12 protein-coding genes are annotated in these 14,844 nt (G+C 49.2%); 6 read left to right on the top strand and 6 right to left on the bottom strand.

The features are described 5' to 3' along the window. Both PMIT1303_RS01555 and PMIT1303_RS01550 read left to right on the top strand, forming a co-directional pair. Positions 1-339: phospholipase D-like domain-containing protein (locus PMIT1303_RS01555; RefSeq protein ID WP_231901213.1), on the top strand; the 339-nt coding region annotated here is incomplete at its 5' end. A 65-nt stretch (positions 340-404) separates the two neighbouring features. After that, entirely contained in the window at positions 405-2,120 is a 1,716-nt protein-coding gene (locus PMIT1303_RS01550) for a tetratricopeptide repeat protein (protein WP_063397244.1), read from the top strand. On the opposite strand, the gene PMIT1303_RS01545 is transcribed toward PMIT1303_RS01550, so the two are convergent. Further along, positions 2,106-3,254: a hypothetical protein gene (locus tag PMIT1303_RS01545; RefSeq protein WP_231901211.1), complete on the bottom strand. Its 1,149-nt coding sequence runs from the start codon at positions 3,252-3,254 to the stop codon at positions 2,106-2,108. The genes PMIT1303_RS01550 and PMIT1303_RS01545 overlap by 15 nt on opposite strands. A 399-nt stretch (positions 3,255-3,653) precedes the next feature. Here PMIT1303_RS01545 and PMIT1303_RS01540 point away from each other — a divergent pair, with 399 nt between their 5' ends. Both PMIT1303_RS01540 and PMIT1303_RS01535 read left to right on the top strand, forming a co-directional pair. Beyond that, positions 3,654-4,010: a hypothetical protein gene (locus PMIT1303_RS01540; protein WP_063397242.1), complete on the top strand. Its 357-nt coding sequence runs from the start codon at positions 3,654-3,656 to the stop codon at positions 4,008-4,010. Positions 4,011-4,106: 96 nt separating this feature from the next. Further along, the gene (locus tag PMIT1303_RS01535) at positions 4,107-4,514 is read left to right on the top strand and encodes a hypothetical protein (RefSeq protein ID WP_063397241.1); all 408 of its coding nucleotides are present in this window, start codon (positions 4,107-4,109) and stop codon (positions 4,512-4,514) included. Positions 4,515-4,686: 172 nt separating this feature from the next. On the opposite strand, the gene PMIT1303_RS01530 is transcribed toward PMIT1303_RS01535, so the two are convergent. After that, complete coding sequence (locus PMIT1303_RS01530) at positions 4,687-5,040, bottom strand: hypothetical protein (RefSeq protein WP_231901209.1); 354 nt, start codon at positions 5,038-5,040, stop codon at positions 4,687-4,689. A 134-nt stretch (positions 5,041-5,174) separates the two neighbouring features. Between PMIT1303_RS01530 and PMIT1303_RS01525 the strand changes: the two genes are divergently transcribed. Beyond that, positions 5,175-6,833, top strand: a complete 1,659-nt coding sequence (locus tag PMIT1303_RS01525) for an alpha-D-glucose phosphate-specific phosphoglucomutase (RefSeq protein ID WP_063397239.1) — start codon at positions 5,175-5,177, stop codon at positions 6,831-6,833. A gap of 2 nt (positions 6,834-6,835) precedes the next feature. Here the strand turns inward: PMIT1303_RS01525 and PMIT1303_RS01520 are convergent, their stop codons facing one another. The 3 genes from PMIT1303_RS01520 to PMIT1303_RS01510 are packed head-to-tail and all read right to left on the bottom strand — an operon-like array spanning position 6,836 to position 11,654. Further along, positions 6,836-7,120 (bottom strand): hypothetical protein, encoded by a 285-nt coding sequence (locus PMIT1303_RS01520; RefSeq protein WP_063397238.1) that lies wholly within the window; start codon positions 7,118-7,120, stop codon positions 6,836-6,838. Positions 7,121-7,130: 10 nt separating this feature from the next. After that, the gene (locus PMIT1303_RS01515; RefSeq protein ID WP_063397237.1) at positions 7,131-10,562 is read right to left on the bottom strand and encodes an efflux RND transporter permease subunit; all 3,432 of its coding nucleotides are present in this window, start codon (positions 10,560-10,562) and stop codon (positions 7,131-7,133) included. Between the two features lie 9 nt (positions 10,563-10,571). After that, complete coding sequence (locus PMIT1303_RS01510; protein ID WP_063397236.1) at positions 10,572-11,654, bottom strand: efflux RND transporter periplasmic adaptor subunit; 1,083 nt, start codon at positions 11,652-11,654, stop codon at positions 10,572-10,574. 97 nt (positions 11,655-11,751) lie between these two features. On the opposite strand from PMIT1303_RS01510, the gene PMIT1303_RS01505 reads away from it, so the two are divergent. Next, a complete protein-coding gene (locus tag PMIT1303_RS01505; protein ID WP_063397235.1) occupies positions 11,752-13,959 on the top strand; it encodes an AAA family ATPase in 2,208 nt (735 codons plus the stop codon). Positions 13,960-14,042: 83 nt separating this feature from the next. On the opposite strand, the gene PMIT1303_RS01500 is transcribed toward PMIT1303_RS01505, so the two are convergent. Next, positions 14,043-14,726 (bottom strand): protein phosphatase, encoded by a 684-nt coding sequence (locus PMIT1303_RS01500; RefSeq protein ID WP_231901208.1) that lies wholly within the window; start codon positions 14,724-14,726, stop codon positions 14,043-14,045. Between the last annotated feature and the right edge of the window lie 118 nt (positions 14,727-14,844).

Raw genomic sequence — 14,844 nt, 5'->3', positions numbered from 1 at the left:
CCAGATCATCGTTGCAAGCTGGAAGTAGGTAACAAACCATTCGCAGTCCCTCTACAAGGGGTAGGTACACCGAGACTGTCGAACGGAGACAAGCTGCACCACAAGTTCGCAGTGATCGACAACAAAACAGTGGTCACAGGCAACTTCAACTGGTCGCCCGCTGCCGCACACACTAATGACGAAACACTGCTGGTGATTCACTCACCCAAGCTTGCCGCCCATTCCACTCGTGAAATGAATCGGATGTGGCGAAGTGCTGAGCTGGGAATCACACCACGAATACAACACAAGCTGGATCGGCAGCAGGCTCGCTGCGGGAATGGAATCGAGCGGGAGTGAGAATGTCTTGAGAAATGGCTTCGAAGACTCTTAAAATATGATGCTCCCGCCAAGCTCTTGAACGAGTGGCAGACCGAGAACGCATCCAAGAGCTCTCAGCCGCTGGTCGCCATAAGGAATGCCTACAGGCTTGCCAAAATGCTCTACAGGGAAATCCTGAGGAGGTATATGCATATAAGTACGCAGGAAAATCCTTACTCGCTCTAGGGCAACTTGACAAAGCACAGCAATTCCTGGTCAAAGCCAATCAACTTGACGGGAGCGATCCAGAAATCGCGAAAGACATAGGCAACATCTTTTCAAATCTTGGTAATACCGATAATGCTCTGCAATGGTACGAAAAAGCACTGAAACTCAAGAAAACCTATGCGCCTGCCATCAACAACATTGCCAACCTCAAGAGGCAGTCAGGCAGCTATCGAGAAGCAATCAATCTATTCAAGCGCGCTATACAGGCAGACCCAAACCTTATCCAGGCATACGTGGGAGCAGCAGCAAGCTTTCTGGCACTAGGAGATCTCGATCAAGCAGCATCATTTGCAGAAAAAGCCCTAGCAATCAACGCAAATGCTCCAAAACTCAACGAAATTCTTGGAATTGTCTTTCAGAATAAAGGCAAGCTCGACCAAGCCATTAAGTGCTATCAGAAGGAATTAAAAGTTAATTCAAAAGCAAGCAACTCGCTTCTCAATCTAGGGCATTTGCTCCTACAGAAAGGGCAGGAAGCAGCAGCCATTGAATCACTCGAAAAAGCATCAGCTCTTGCGCCCAGCGAACAATGCTCATTTCTTTTAGCACAGGCATATCAAAATCTCAGGCAATTCGATGAAGCAATTGTTGAATACAAAAAATTGAATATCAATAGACCAAAGAACAAGCTCATTCCATTCAATCTTGGACTCTGCTTGCTTGAAACTGGTGAAAACAACGCAGCCATAGAGGCATTCCAGATAGCCATTCAGATTGACGAGGCATTTGTTGAGGCGTGGGGAAATATAGGGACTGCTCTTATGAATGAAGGTCGATATCAAGAAGCATTGCCAGCGACACAAAAAGTTCTTGATCTTGACCCTAATAACTCCGATGCCCACACGAATCTGGGTAACATTTACAAAAATCTCGGCAACCTTGATCAAGCTCTTGCCTCCACCCTCAAGTCCCTAGAGCTCAAGCCTGATAACCCCACTGCCCACATGAACCTGGGCAACATCTACAAAGATCTCGGCAACCTTGAGCAAGCTCTTACCTCAACCCTCAAATCTCTCGAGCTCAAGCCTGATAACCCCACTGCCCACATTAACCTGGGCGGCATCTACAAAAATCTTGGCAACCTTGAGCAAGCTCTTGCCTCCACTCTCAAATCTATAGACCTCAAGCCTGATAACCCCGATGCCCACATCAACCTGGGCGGCATCTACAAAGATCTCGGTGAGCTCGATCAAGCTCTTGCTTCCACCCTTAAATGTCTAGAACTCCAGCCCCATAACCCCACTGCCCACATGAATCTGGGCAGCATCTATATAGATCTCGGCAACCTTGATCAAGCTCTTACCTCCACTCTCAAATCTCTAGAGCTCGAACCAGATAACCCTACTGCACTAGCAAACCTGTTGAATATTCATGTAGACGGAGACCTTAAGGATTTAAAGAGCATCGCTCTTCAAGTCCTCGAAAAAAATAATGACAACTTGAATGACTTGAATTTCGTAGAAACGATCTCCTCGATGGGCAAAAAATTTGCCCTCGAGACCCTTACAGCTGACAAATCATCCGTCCAATGAACTTTCGATTAGTTCAATCTCATACTCCAAAGCCTTATACAATTCAGCCTGTGCACCCAAACCAGGCTCCTGAAGAGTACTAAGGAGATTACTCCTAGCTTTTATATTAATCTCACGCACTTTTGGGAATAAGCTCTTCGCAACATCTACTGACAACCCCGCAGAGCACAAAATCGAATTAAAGGTTGCAAATGGGAGACTGGCAGACAAGCATCCAACAGGGAGCGATTTAATTGAAAGCGCATCAGCAACCAAAGAGAAACTTTTATTTTCCCTGTGACCCAAGCCAAGCTGCCCAAAACAGCGAACGCTAACAGATTCATTATTTATACTGATTTCAAATGGAATGCTATAGGCAACAATACATCTACATGCAAATCCGTATTTCTTCCAAATACTCATAGAACTATTTTTTGGACTATATTTACTCAATAACTCTGTAGAACCTCTTTCAAAGGCAGGAGAGTGAAGTCCGCTTGCAGTAACGCGGAATGGCAACGCATAAGCACTATGGTTAATTAGCTCCATCAAAGGCGCAAGCACACTATTACCCTCAAACACAAAAACTCTTTCATCTACAAACCTCTTGAAAATGGATTGCGGACTAACGCCAAGGCTCAGGAGATTCTTGTCAACAAATGCAAAGTTAACGAGTGCGTTCTTGACCGACTCGCAAGCCTTGGAAATAAAATTTAAATAGTTAATTGAATCGACATTGCCATTGCTGCCCCATGAATGATTGTTATAGTATGACTCAATAAATACACTCTCTTCAGCCGTAAAGCATGTTTTATCTTTTATAATAATTTCACCGTCATGAATACTTATGTTTGCATGATTAATCAAAAGGCTCCTCGGAGTCATTATTTTTGCGCTACGCGAGGGATCAATCGGAAATATGCCACGTCCAAACTCTCCTTCTCTTTGGCAAACATTTTCCGCAATGCCTCCCAAGGCAACAAAGCGTTCCAAGTAGACCTGCAAGCCTTTATCCACTGTCATGCTGGAATTGAAACCATAATACAGCCCTTGAAAAGGATGAGTTTGCGCGATGTCAGGACAAGACTGATTCAACCAGCATTGTCGAAAGATTAAGTAAAAGACAGAAAAGCTATTCGTGATTGCAAACAACAATGCGTGAACCTAACGTTACATGCGTGAATGCTATCTAAATCCTCTTTTCTTCTCTGCGAGATAGAACATTGATAATGCTTCGTTGATTATATTCTCTACCGACCCATAGCGAGAGTTCTTGCTCAGCATCTCACTTAAGCGAGCCTCATTCGTCCTTGCCAGCTTGATATTCATCGTCTTGGAAAGTGTTTAAAGTAAAAATCCTCCATTGCAACCTTGCAGCAACCAGACCTCGCAAGCCTGGTCTTATGCATTAAGGCATCCTCCATCTGGCGAAAAGCATTCACTTCTCGACGATTGAAAGAAACATTGGTAGCAGACATCTTAGTGATATACATAATTTTTGAATAGGAACAATAGTGGCATTAGTCGAATGTGTCTCTAACGGCATTCAACAAAATGAAGCCTGAGACAACAAGAGCAGGTTTCACACAGGCCAAGTTCAATGACGATGCCTCATCTCTGGTCATTTTTGAAATCATCGTGATAGCCGTTGCATTCGACATCGGAATGCAGAGCTGGTGGTGGGGAGGAGGAATATTCCTGGGAGGAGTGATCGTGATGGTCACCCCTATTTTGAATATCCTGTTCTGCATTGCCATGACGGCGCTATGGGCCGTGGCCGGCTTCCATATCGGCGAGGCGATCGATCAGGAAGGTGCCAACTACGTAATCGCAGTCATTGCTGGCCTGATTGCACTCGGAGCGCATCTCGGTGCAATCGAATGGGCAGAAGATTTGGGAGCAAAAGATTAGTTTACCTACAAATAAGCTTGCAAGATCCAGATAACAACCCATTCACCGATCGCAAAGCCTGAGCCACAATCAACTCATCCAGGGCAGAATGTCCCCATGAGCCCGCTCAAAATCCATCCGGCATTGGCCATACTCAGCCTGTTTGCCATGTCTGCACCTGCTGCACGCAGTGATGTGGAATACATTCCATTCCCAACCAGAGAGGAGCTGCGCAGCATCCAGCTTCAGGCCTATGCCTGCTCTCGAGACAATGATGCGGAAGCCTGCAGCAGCACCCGAGAATTGATCGATCCTTTACTAGACCACCCCCGTTTGCCATCCTCTTGCAAGGATGTCGTCTGGGATTTGCTTCAGGTGGCCAACAAGGTCCCTAAAAACAACTTCCAGCGCAGGGATGCCATCGATCAGCCCGCTAAACGACTCTCCATCATTTGCATCAATCCAGCAAAACAAACAGCTCCTAAGCCTTCCCAACAAGGTGGTCTAGCCCCCCAACAAAGCTGAACCAGCAAGCACGCAGCAAGCAATTGATGTGGAGATCATCTTGATCACCTACTGCCTCAATGAAATGCGAATCTGCTGGCCTGTTTGAGGCTGTGTAAGAGCAACCCCAAATCCTGAACATTCAGGTGATGGCTCCCTGTCATGAACCTGAAGTCATACCTAAGCTCAACAATCAAGGTTCGACAGAATCAGTGCCGAGTAAATCCAACAATGTCTCTGCTGTTGTCGTCATCTGAGCAAGACTGAACTCTCCTTCTTGAGAGGCAACTTGAGTCGCCAATTTGCACAATGAGGACGACCGACCTGTTGCGCTGCAGCTCATGGTGAGATCGAGCAGGGCATTTGTTAGCTTTCCGCGCAAGCAGCTTTCACTGCCCGACCTCACAATCACAGCCTCAGCAGCTGTACGCGTGACCTGTTCGGCTTGCGGATAAGGGATCTGACGAATTCCTTTAAACGCCATCGACGGAGTTGTTAAAAACAGCATGGCCCCAGCCAAAGCCAGCCCATAGGCTTGGCGGCCCATTCCCCAACAACTGAGCTGCATCTCAGCTCCTCTCAATGATCTTTGCGAACACTAGCCGCGAGAACTGGAGGGGGCCAAAACAGAATCGATGATTGCGTTTGATTAGGTTCGATGAAGAACTGCCTTCGTCTCTGATGACCAGCTCGGCCCAGACGGGACCCACACAGCGCCAGGTACATCTGAACACACCCTTCAACGACCAAAAACCAGGGACCTCCGGCCTACGCAAAAGCAGCAAGCAATTCGAACAAACCAATTACCTGGAGAGCTTCATTGAAGCAATCTTCCAAACCCTTCCTGGCGTTGAGGGGGGGACTCTGATCTTGGGGGGAGATGGTCGCTACGGCAATCACCGCGCCATTGATGTGATCCTGCGTATGGGTGCTGCTCATCGCCTAAGCCGAGTGATCACCACCACAAACGGCATTCTCTCCACGCCGGCAGCATCCCATCTCATCCGTGCCAATAAGGCCATCGGAGGAATCATCCTTTCCGCGAGCCACAACCAAGGTGGTCCAGATGGCGACTTCGGCGTCAAAGTCAACGGTGCCAATGGTGGGCCAGCAGCCGAATCACTCACAAACGCGATCTACGCATGTAGCCAAGCTTTAGAGAGATACAGCCTTGTCGATGCAGACGTAATCCCACTTGAAGCCCCCGGCCACCATGCCATCGGGGCCATGGCTGTAGATGTGATCGACGGCGTTGAAGACTATGTAGAGCTGATGCAGAAGTTGTTCGACTTCGGGCGCATCAAAGACCTCATCAAAACCGACTTCCCAGTCGTGTTTGATGCTATGCATGCTGTCACTGGTCCCTATGCACAACGGCTACTGGAAGGACTTCTCGGTGCCCCGACTGGCACTGTGCGCAACGGAGTTCCGCTTGAGGATTTTGGTGGAGGGCACCCAGATCCCAACCTCACCTACGCCGCTGAACTGGCAGACCTCCTCCTCAATGGCAAGTCCTACAGCTTCGGTGCCGCCTGCGATGGTGATGGCGACCGCAACATGATCCTGGGCAGAGGTTGCTTCGTTAACCCAAGTGACAGCCTTGCAATCCTGGCTGCTAATGCCAACGTTGCACCGGCCTATGCCGATGGGCTAGCTGGTGTGGCCCGCTCCATGCCCACGAGCGCCGCAGTGGATGTTGTGGCCAAAGAACTCAATATCGACTGTTTTGAAACTCCCACCGGGTGGAAGTTTTTCGGCAACCTGCTTGATGCAGGTCGAATCACCCTCTGTGGTGAAGAAAGCTTCGGCACTGGCAGCAACCACGTGCGTGAGAAGGATGGACTATGGGCAGTGCTCTTCTGGCTTCAGATCCTGACAGCGCGACGGTGCAGCGTCGCTGATGTGATGACACAGCATTGGAGTCGTTTTGGACGCCATTACTACTCCCGTCATGACTACGAGGCGATTGCTAATGAAAAGGCTCATGGTCTGTACAACCGGTTGGAGAGCATGCTTCCTCGACTAATCGGTCAACCATTCGCCGGGCGCCAAGTGAGCCAGGCAGACAATTTTAGATATAGCGATCCTGTGGATGGCTCAGAGACACAATCTCAGGGTCTACGCATCCTGCTGGAAGACGGCAGCAGAGTCGTGGTTCGACTCTCGGGCACCGGCACCAAAGGTGCCACATTGCGCGTTTATCTAGAACGGTACGAACCGAGTCATGGCAACTTAAACCAAGATCCCCAGCATGCTCTAGCCGATCTCATCAATGGCATCGATGCGCTTGCCGAAATTCAAAAGCGCACTGGGATGCAACGACCAACGGTGATCACTTGATCTCAGCGCAGCCACCACTCCCGTTGGCGGCGGTGATACTCCGCCTCGGTGCTGCTTTGTTGCAGCTGGCGCATGCTCTCAATGACCACTGCTCCAAGAGCTCCAGATAGCGTGACCATGATGAAAAAAAGGTTCAGCCTCTGACTGTGAATGTCTGCAGGAGTGTTTGAGATCACCGTACGCAAAAAGAGGGCAACAAGACCTCCGAGTAAGAACCCCACCAGCAGCGCTATCAATACCCTCGTACCGCTGAAGGGCTTATTTCTTATTGAGCGAGAGCGGTTCATTGGTTTATCCCTACCCAGAGGAGTTTCCCGAATCAAGTAAATTGGTGTTGCCTTGTTCTGTATCACTAAAGGTGCCTACAAGAGCTTTAACAACGACATAAAAGACAGGCACAACAAACAGCGAAAGGAAAGTGGCAACCAAAAGGCCACCGAATACAACCGTGCCAAGAGAAGCTTGGCTGCGGGCTCCTGCTCCGCTAGCCAAGACCAACGGCATAAAGCCAAAAAGAGACGAAATAGCAGTCATAATGATGGGCCTAAGTCTCGACTTGGCTGCCTGCCTTGCTGCTTCAAGAGCCGTAACTCCCTCAGCCATGCGTTGATTAGCCAAATCAACAATCAAGATCCCATTTTTAGCAGCTAGACCAATCAACATCACAAGGCCAACCTGTGCATAAATGTTGAGAACCTCGCCACGCAATGCCAGAAACAACAAGGCTCCAAGCATTGCAGTAGGAACTGTCATCAAAATAATCAGAGGGTCTACATAACTCTCGTATTGAGCTGCAAGCACGAGATAAACCACCAAAATTCCCAATGCAAAAATCACAACAGCTAGTGCACCAGCTTTTACTTCCTCTCGAGATATCCCTGTCCAGTCAAATCCGAGGCTCTTAAGATTCTGAGCTGCAAAAAGCTCCTTCATACCATTAATTGCCTGCCCCGAGCTCTTACCAGCAGCAGGTGATCCTTCTATTTTTATCGATCTGTAAAGGTTAAAGTGAGAGATCACACTTGGCCCAACAGAAGGTTCAACTGTTAAAAACTCCGAGAGCTGAATCTGCTCACCCGCACGATTCTTAACGTAAATTGAAGCTAGCTTTTCAGGAGCAGACCGACCCAGTTCATCGGCCTGAACATAAACACGGCGAACCTTGCCTCCCTGGAAGGTATCATTAACATAGGCGCCTGCAAAATTAGCGCTAAACACACGCATTGCAGAGCTGAAGTCAACATCAAGAGAGGCCATAATATCCCTATCGACCTCAACTCGTAGCTGCGGAGATTCAGGAGAGAATAAAGTCCTTACACTGCTCAACAATGGATTTGCATTCGCCTGCTGAATAATTTGACCAGCCGAGGCAAAGAAGTTGTTTAAGCCATAAGCACCTCCACTCTTATCAAGTAATTGGAACTCAAATCCACTGCCAATGCCGTAGCCAGGAATCGCAGGTGGCTCTACAACAAAAATCCTCGCGCCATCAATAGCCCCAAAGAACTTCTGATTGAGCCGTCCAACAATTGCATCAGCAGATTGATCACGATTTTTGCGCTCATCCCAATTACGCATCCCAATAAAAAACAATCCTTTATTAGGGCTATTGCCATCAAAACTTGCTCCACTAAAAATTGCTGCTGAAGTGATATCGGGTTCGCTGCGCAATATCTCAGCAACTTGCTGATTAATCTTCTCGGTGACCTTAGTAGACACACCTTCTGGGGCCTGCAACACGCCGATGGCATAGCCCTGGTCTTCAGTAGGCACAAATCCACCTGGAATCGCAGTAAAAGCAACCCCGGTAAGCAGAACGCCTACCGCAAGAATTCCCATCACAAGAGAACGGCGGCCAAGAACCCACTCGAGCAGATCGGCATAGCGCTGCTCAAAGACGGAATAAATGCGATTGAAATGACTAAAAATCCATGGTGTATACCAACCCAAGGTCAAGCCAAGGCCAGCGAATAAAACGACTGGCAAGGGATTTGAAACTCCTGCGATGAGAAGGCCAATCACAGCCCCTGCAACAGAAAATGGCAGCCTCAACGAACCGCCAGTCAAGCGAGAAAGCACAAATCCAAGAATTGCAGCCATTGCCGTAGGGATCAAGGCCAGCGCCGCACCACCACCAACAACTAATAGTCCGTAGATAAACCCAATGACTGCACCAGAAATTGCATATGTATTACGTCCCGGAGCTGTGCCTTCCCGGCCCAAAAGCAAGGCAGAAAGCATGGGAGAAAAAGTTAAAGCATTAAAGGTAGAAATCGCGATAGCGAAAATAATCGTTGCTGCAAACTGCTTGTAGATCGAACCCGTAGCGCCAGGAAAAAACAACACTGGCAAAAACACTGAGAAAAGAACCAAGGATGTAGCAATAACTGCAGAAAAAAGCTCATCCATTGTTGACTTCGCAGCTTCCAAGGCAGTCATCCCTGATGCTTTCTTGGTTGAGGTATCTTCAATCACTGTGATTGCATCATCAACCACTAATCCTGTAGCAAGAACCAATCCAAATAAAGTGAGCTGGTTGAGCGAGAAGCCAAACCCTAAAACCAGAGAGAATGTGCCTACAAGCGCAACAGGGATGGCAATACCAGGCACCAAAGTAGCTTTCCAATTCTGTAAAAATACAAACAGAATAAGAACCACCAAAATGATCGCATCTCTAAGCGAATTGGTCACTCCATTAATTGATGCATTAATAAAGTCTGTATTGTCATAGATTTTCTCCATCTTCATGCCGACAGGCATTTTGGCGGTAAATTCTTCAAGAACATCTTTTACTCCATTAGAAACCTCAAGAGCATTGCTGCCACTCAATTGATAAACAGCCATACTCACAGAAGGGACTCCCTGCAAATCCGTAGCGCTGTTGGAATAGCTTTCACCACCAAGCACAACACGACCAACATCACTGAACCTCACTAATCCACCATCCTCTGTGGTTCTAACGACCATATTTTCAAAGTCTCCAATGCTCACAAGGCGGCCATTTAATTGCACAGAAAAAGTAAATATCTGCCCTTCTGCAGATGGTTCACCTCCTATATTCCCAGCAGGAACCAAACGGTTCTGGCTTTCAATCGCTCCCATTACATCAGCTGAAGTCAGGCCAAAAACCTCAAGCTTTTCATTGTCCAGCCAAAGCCTAAAAGCAACCTTACGATTACCAAAGTAGGTCACTTCACCTACTCCCTTAACCCGCTTAACCTCGTCCGTTAGGCCCAGATCTAGCAGCCCACTAATCGTTTCTATACTATATTCAATATTACTTGGATCTTCGCTAACAAAATTATAAAGAAGCAAGATGGAATTAGAAGCCTTATTAACACTCACCCCTGCCTTGCGCACTTCTTCCGGCAACTGTGGCTCTGCCAGCGCAACCCTGTTCTGAACATTAACTTGATTAATGTCGCTATTACTACCACTTTCGAACGCAACAGCAATCGAGCTAACCCCATCAGCCGAGCTTGAGGAAGTTAAATAGTCCATATTCTCCACACCATTAATCTGCTGCTCCAGCACACTGGTCACACCCTGCTCAACCGATTCAGCATCGGCACCGGTGTAAATTGAATTTACTTTTACTGTTGGCGGAGCAATATCCGGAAGCATTTCAACTGGCAAAATAGGGATAGATATTAGTCCCGCAATGACAATCAACAAACTGCAAACTGTTGCTAAAACAGGTCGCGTAATAAAGTTATTTGATGCAGACATCTATTTACCTCAGTTTTTAACAGAAATAGGCATGCCATGTCTCAATTTCAAAAGATTTGTTGTGATCACCTGCTCGCCAAGTTTGAGCCCTTTTGTAACTGCATAATGCTGCTTCTGTAATTTTCCCAACGTCACAGGGGTCTGCAAAGCAAAACGTGTGGAGGGGGGTAACTTACGAAGTTTATCAAGAGAAATATTGCCAGAAAAAGCCTCAAGCTCTTGGAAGCTTCCCACTCGATAAACAAAGCTCTGGCCCGAAGTTTGTGTTACCGCAGCAAACGGAACAGACAACTCCTCTCTAGTATCCAATTGAACCCGCGTTCGCAAGCGCTGGCCATTTCGCAACGATCCATTACCATTCTCAAAGGCTGCCTTCACTAGTAAGCCCTGGGTAGTTCTATTTACAGTCGGGCCCACAGAATTAATTTCACCAGCCGCCATCACATCTGACGATCCAGTCTTGCTTAAAAAGACAGGCAAGCCAATCTTGATCCGATCAGAGAATATGGCAGGCACCTCAACTCGAGCAAAAAGCCAGTTGTTTCTGATCAATTTGGTGAATGGATCACCAGAACGGATAACATCTCCAACCTTGACATCAACATCAGCCACAATTCCTGAAATTGGAGAACGCAAATTGCTATATGCAAGCGTTGCTTCTGTGGCTTTTACCTTTTCTCGAGAGGCGATGTACTGGGCCTTGTATTCATCTCGATCCAATGCCGAAGCAGCTCCTTGAGGGACCAAGAATTCATATCGCTGCCAATTGAGTTTGTTCTTCTGCTCCTGAGCTTTGAAATCTGCCAATTCCGCACGGATCTGAGCTTGATCAAGCACAACCAACATCTGACCAGGCTGAACCTGATCACCCTGATCAATCTTTAACTCAATAATTCGACCAGAAGCTTGTGCAGCAAGATGCACCTCATCCTTCGCCTCCAAGGTGCTCACCGTATCGATATCGTCCGTAAATTGAGCCGTCGTCACAGGTATCTGGCTGACGGTAATCGGCGAGAAAGGTATTTTCGCCTTGCCACAGGCGCAAAGCAACAGCACCGTAAAAACGACAAGAGCGCGCTGCTGATTCGGCACTAAAGACTTGTTCAACAAGCCTGATTATGGAAAGTTTCCAGCTCACGACAACAAGTCACCCCCTAGCGCAAGAATTGTCCACCAGTGCCAGAGCTCATTGGATCAAGATCTGTTCACATACCAGGGAGATCAGGAGCTAAAGCGCCATGCCCCACTAGCTGATCGCCTGCGCCCTAGAACCCTGGAGGAATTTGTTGGCCAGGGTTCGATCCTGGCGGAAGGACGTCTCCTACGCCGAGCCATTGCTGCCGATCGTGTAGGCAACTTGCTCCTACATGGTCCTCCAGGTGTTGGTAAAACCACCCTGGCCAGGATTATCGCTGGCCACACCCGTGCCAACTTCAGCAGCCTCAATGCTGTTCTGGCAGGGGTTAAAGAACTTCGCCAAGAAGTAGATGCAGCTAAGCAGCGGCTAGAGCGACATGGCTTACGCACCATTCTGTTCATCGACGAAGTACACCGCTTTAACAGTGCCCAACAAGATGCCCTGCTGCCCTGGGTAGAGAACGGCACCGTGACACTGATCGGTGCCACCACGGAAAACCCCTATTTCGAAGTCAACAAAGCGCTGGTAAGCCGCTCCAGGCTGTTCCGACTACAAGCCCTCGAGAGTGAAGATCTCCATCGCCTCCTGAAACACGCTCTTCAAGATTGCGAGCGGGGCTACGGCGATCGTCAGGTGATGCTCAGCACAGCAGCTGCAAACCATCTCGTCAATGTCGCCAACGGCGATGCTCGCAGTCTGCTCAATGCTCTCGAGCTCGCTGTGGAGAGCAGCCGTCCCAATGAACAGGGCTCAATCCATATCAACCTTGCCATCGCTGAAGAATCAATTCAGGAGCGGGCAGTTCTCTACGACAAGCATGGGGATGCCCATTTCGACACCATTAGTGCCTTCATCAAATCCCTACGAGGCTCAGATGCCGATGCAGCTCTGTTCTGGCTAGCGCGCATGGTGGAGGCTGGTGAAAACCCACGCTTCATCTTCAGACGCATGCTCATTGCCGCTGGAGAGGACATTGGCCTCGCTGATCCCCAGGCGATCGTGATTGTAGAAGCCTGTGCTGCAGCCTTCGAGCGAATCGGCCTACCGGAGGGTCTCTACCCCCTGGCACAAGCCACCCTTTACTTGGCCTGCGCCGAAAAAAGCAACAGTGTGCTGGGTTTCTTCGAAGCCCTACGCACGGTGCGGGAGGCCCAGCATCAAGACGTCCCCAGCCATCTCCGCGATGCCCATCGTGACGGAGCAGCATTTGGAGATGGTGTCGGCTACCGCTACCCCCATGCTTTTGCGGAACACTGGGTTTCACAGCAATACCTACCCACCTCCCTGCAAGGAGAAGTCTTCTGGCAACCGAGCCAAAAAGGCTGGGAAGGGCACCGGCGCCTGCTCATGCTGGAACGAAGGGCAGCACAGCTCGCCGCAGCAAGCGAATCAGCCCAGGAGAACCCATTGCTCGTTAGCAGTGGTCCAGAAACCCCTCAACTAGAGAGATGGGTGCAACGCCAGCTCAGCCAAGATGGAGAACGCCTCAACCACCTGCGCGAACGCCTCTGGTCTGGAGTGACTTGCCAACGCCACCATCGAGTTCTGATGATCGGCGGACGCTCCTTGCTCTGGGCACTCGATCCGCTTCAAGCAGTGCCTGAAGGCGGTGTAACAATCCTCTGCGCAACAGCGCAGGATCAGGCGCGCCTAATAGCTCAACTCGATCTGCTCGACCCAATCATCCGCCCTGAACTGATCGATGGAAGCAGCGATGCACTCCAAGAATTACCAGCAGAACATCAGTTCGAATGGATTGGGGGACGTCTCTCCAGCCAAGACATTGCAGGTACAGAACAGAAGAAACTTTGGAGCCTGATCAGCCAGCGATGCACCGATGAAACCGGTCTAAGGCTCCTGATCAGCCATGCAGACATCGGGCCGGCCGAGGCCCTACTGCAATTACTAGAGAGCAAAGGAGCCAATCCCGCGGAGAGAAACCTGCTAACACCACTCATCACTCGCGAAAAGATCTGGCTTGAAAGCCAGCGCCTCGATTCCCTCCTGGCACAAAACCTGAAGGAGTGCGGCTGGCAGCTGACCTGGGAGAGATGGGAGGAACTCCTGACGTTGCAGGTGGATGAGGGCCTTGAGCATCGCTGGCTCAGTGAAGGGAAACCCTACCGAGACCTAGTAGCGAACAATGCATCGTTAGAGGTTCTGGAAAACCTGAAGCTCATGCTCAAGCGCACGCGAGGACAACAACTACCCCAACGCCTGATCCATCAACGCATCATCGGCAGCCGCAGACTCCACTAACACTGCCAAGCCATCGGGAAGACCAACAGCAATAAAAAAAGCCCCGGCGATGCCAGGGCTTGAGAGTTGTGATCAAAAACTGATCACCAAAGACCACGAATGGGGGACGAGCTGTAGGACGACAAGTCGTTAGAGGAAGTCTGACCTGTTGTCTTGCCGCCATAAATCCATCTGGGAGCAAGCTGATTGGCCTGCACACAAGCAGGAAGAAATACGTACCAAGACAACAGGGAGGTGCACTGAGCGTCGCCCTGGCACTTGCCATCTGCACAAACATTCTGGCTGCCGTCATAGGTGCTACAGGTGTCGGCAAGACGGAAAGCAACAGGCAGGTTTGCCATAATCCCCTGTGAAGAGATGCTGCCATCAGCAGAATCAGCAATGATGGCTGCACGAAGGCCCTGCACAGCCGTAGAGGTCATCTTCCAGTAAGGGAAGTAGCTCTTGGTCTGATTCTTAAGGAAGACAACCCCATCATCGGAGTAGAGGAAACGAGTCACGTCGATCAATTCGACGTCATAGGTTTTGGTCATACCCTGCTGAATTTCATCAGCAGACCAACCTGAACGGTCAATTCCTTGATCAAGAGCCCGATCAAGATTAGTCTCACCAGTGCTCAAGAAAGTTTCAAAGTCGTTGGAGGTAGTGGTCCAAACAGCACCACCGGAGTTCCAGCGAACGGGTGAATTGGTACCTGCCTGCGCGGGGACGGCTAGGACCGACAAAGAGGCACCGGCAAGCAAACCGGCGGCAAGACGATTGAACACGGACGATTGAGAATAGGTATCCAAACTAAACTAGCTGCAAAAGATAGATTCGCCAACACATCTGATTGCCCTGTTCCAAAATCACACTTTTGGCAGCACTTCAGGCCGTAATCAAACT

The sequence above is a fragment of the Prochlorococcus sp. MIT 1303 genome (genome assembly GCF_001631965.1).
GTDB lineage: Bacteria > Cyanobacteriota > Cyanobacteriia > PCC-6307 > Cyanobiaceae > Prochlorococcus > Prochlorococcus marinus_D.
This window is presented reverse-complemented; position numbering and strand designations above follow the sequence as displayed.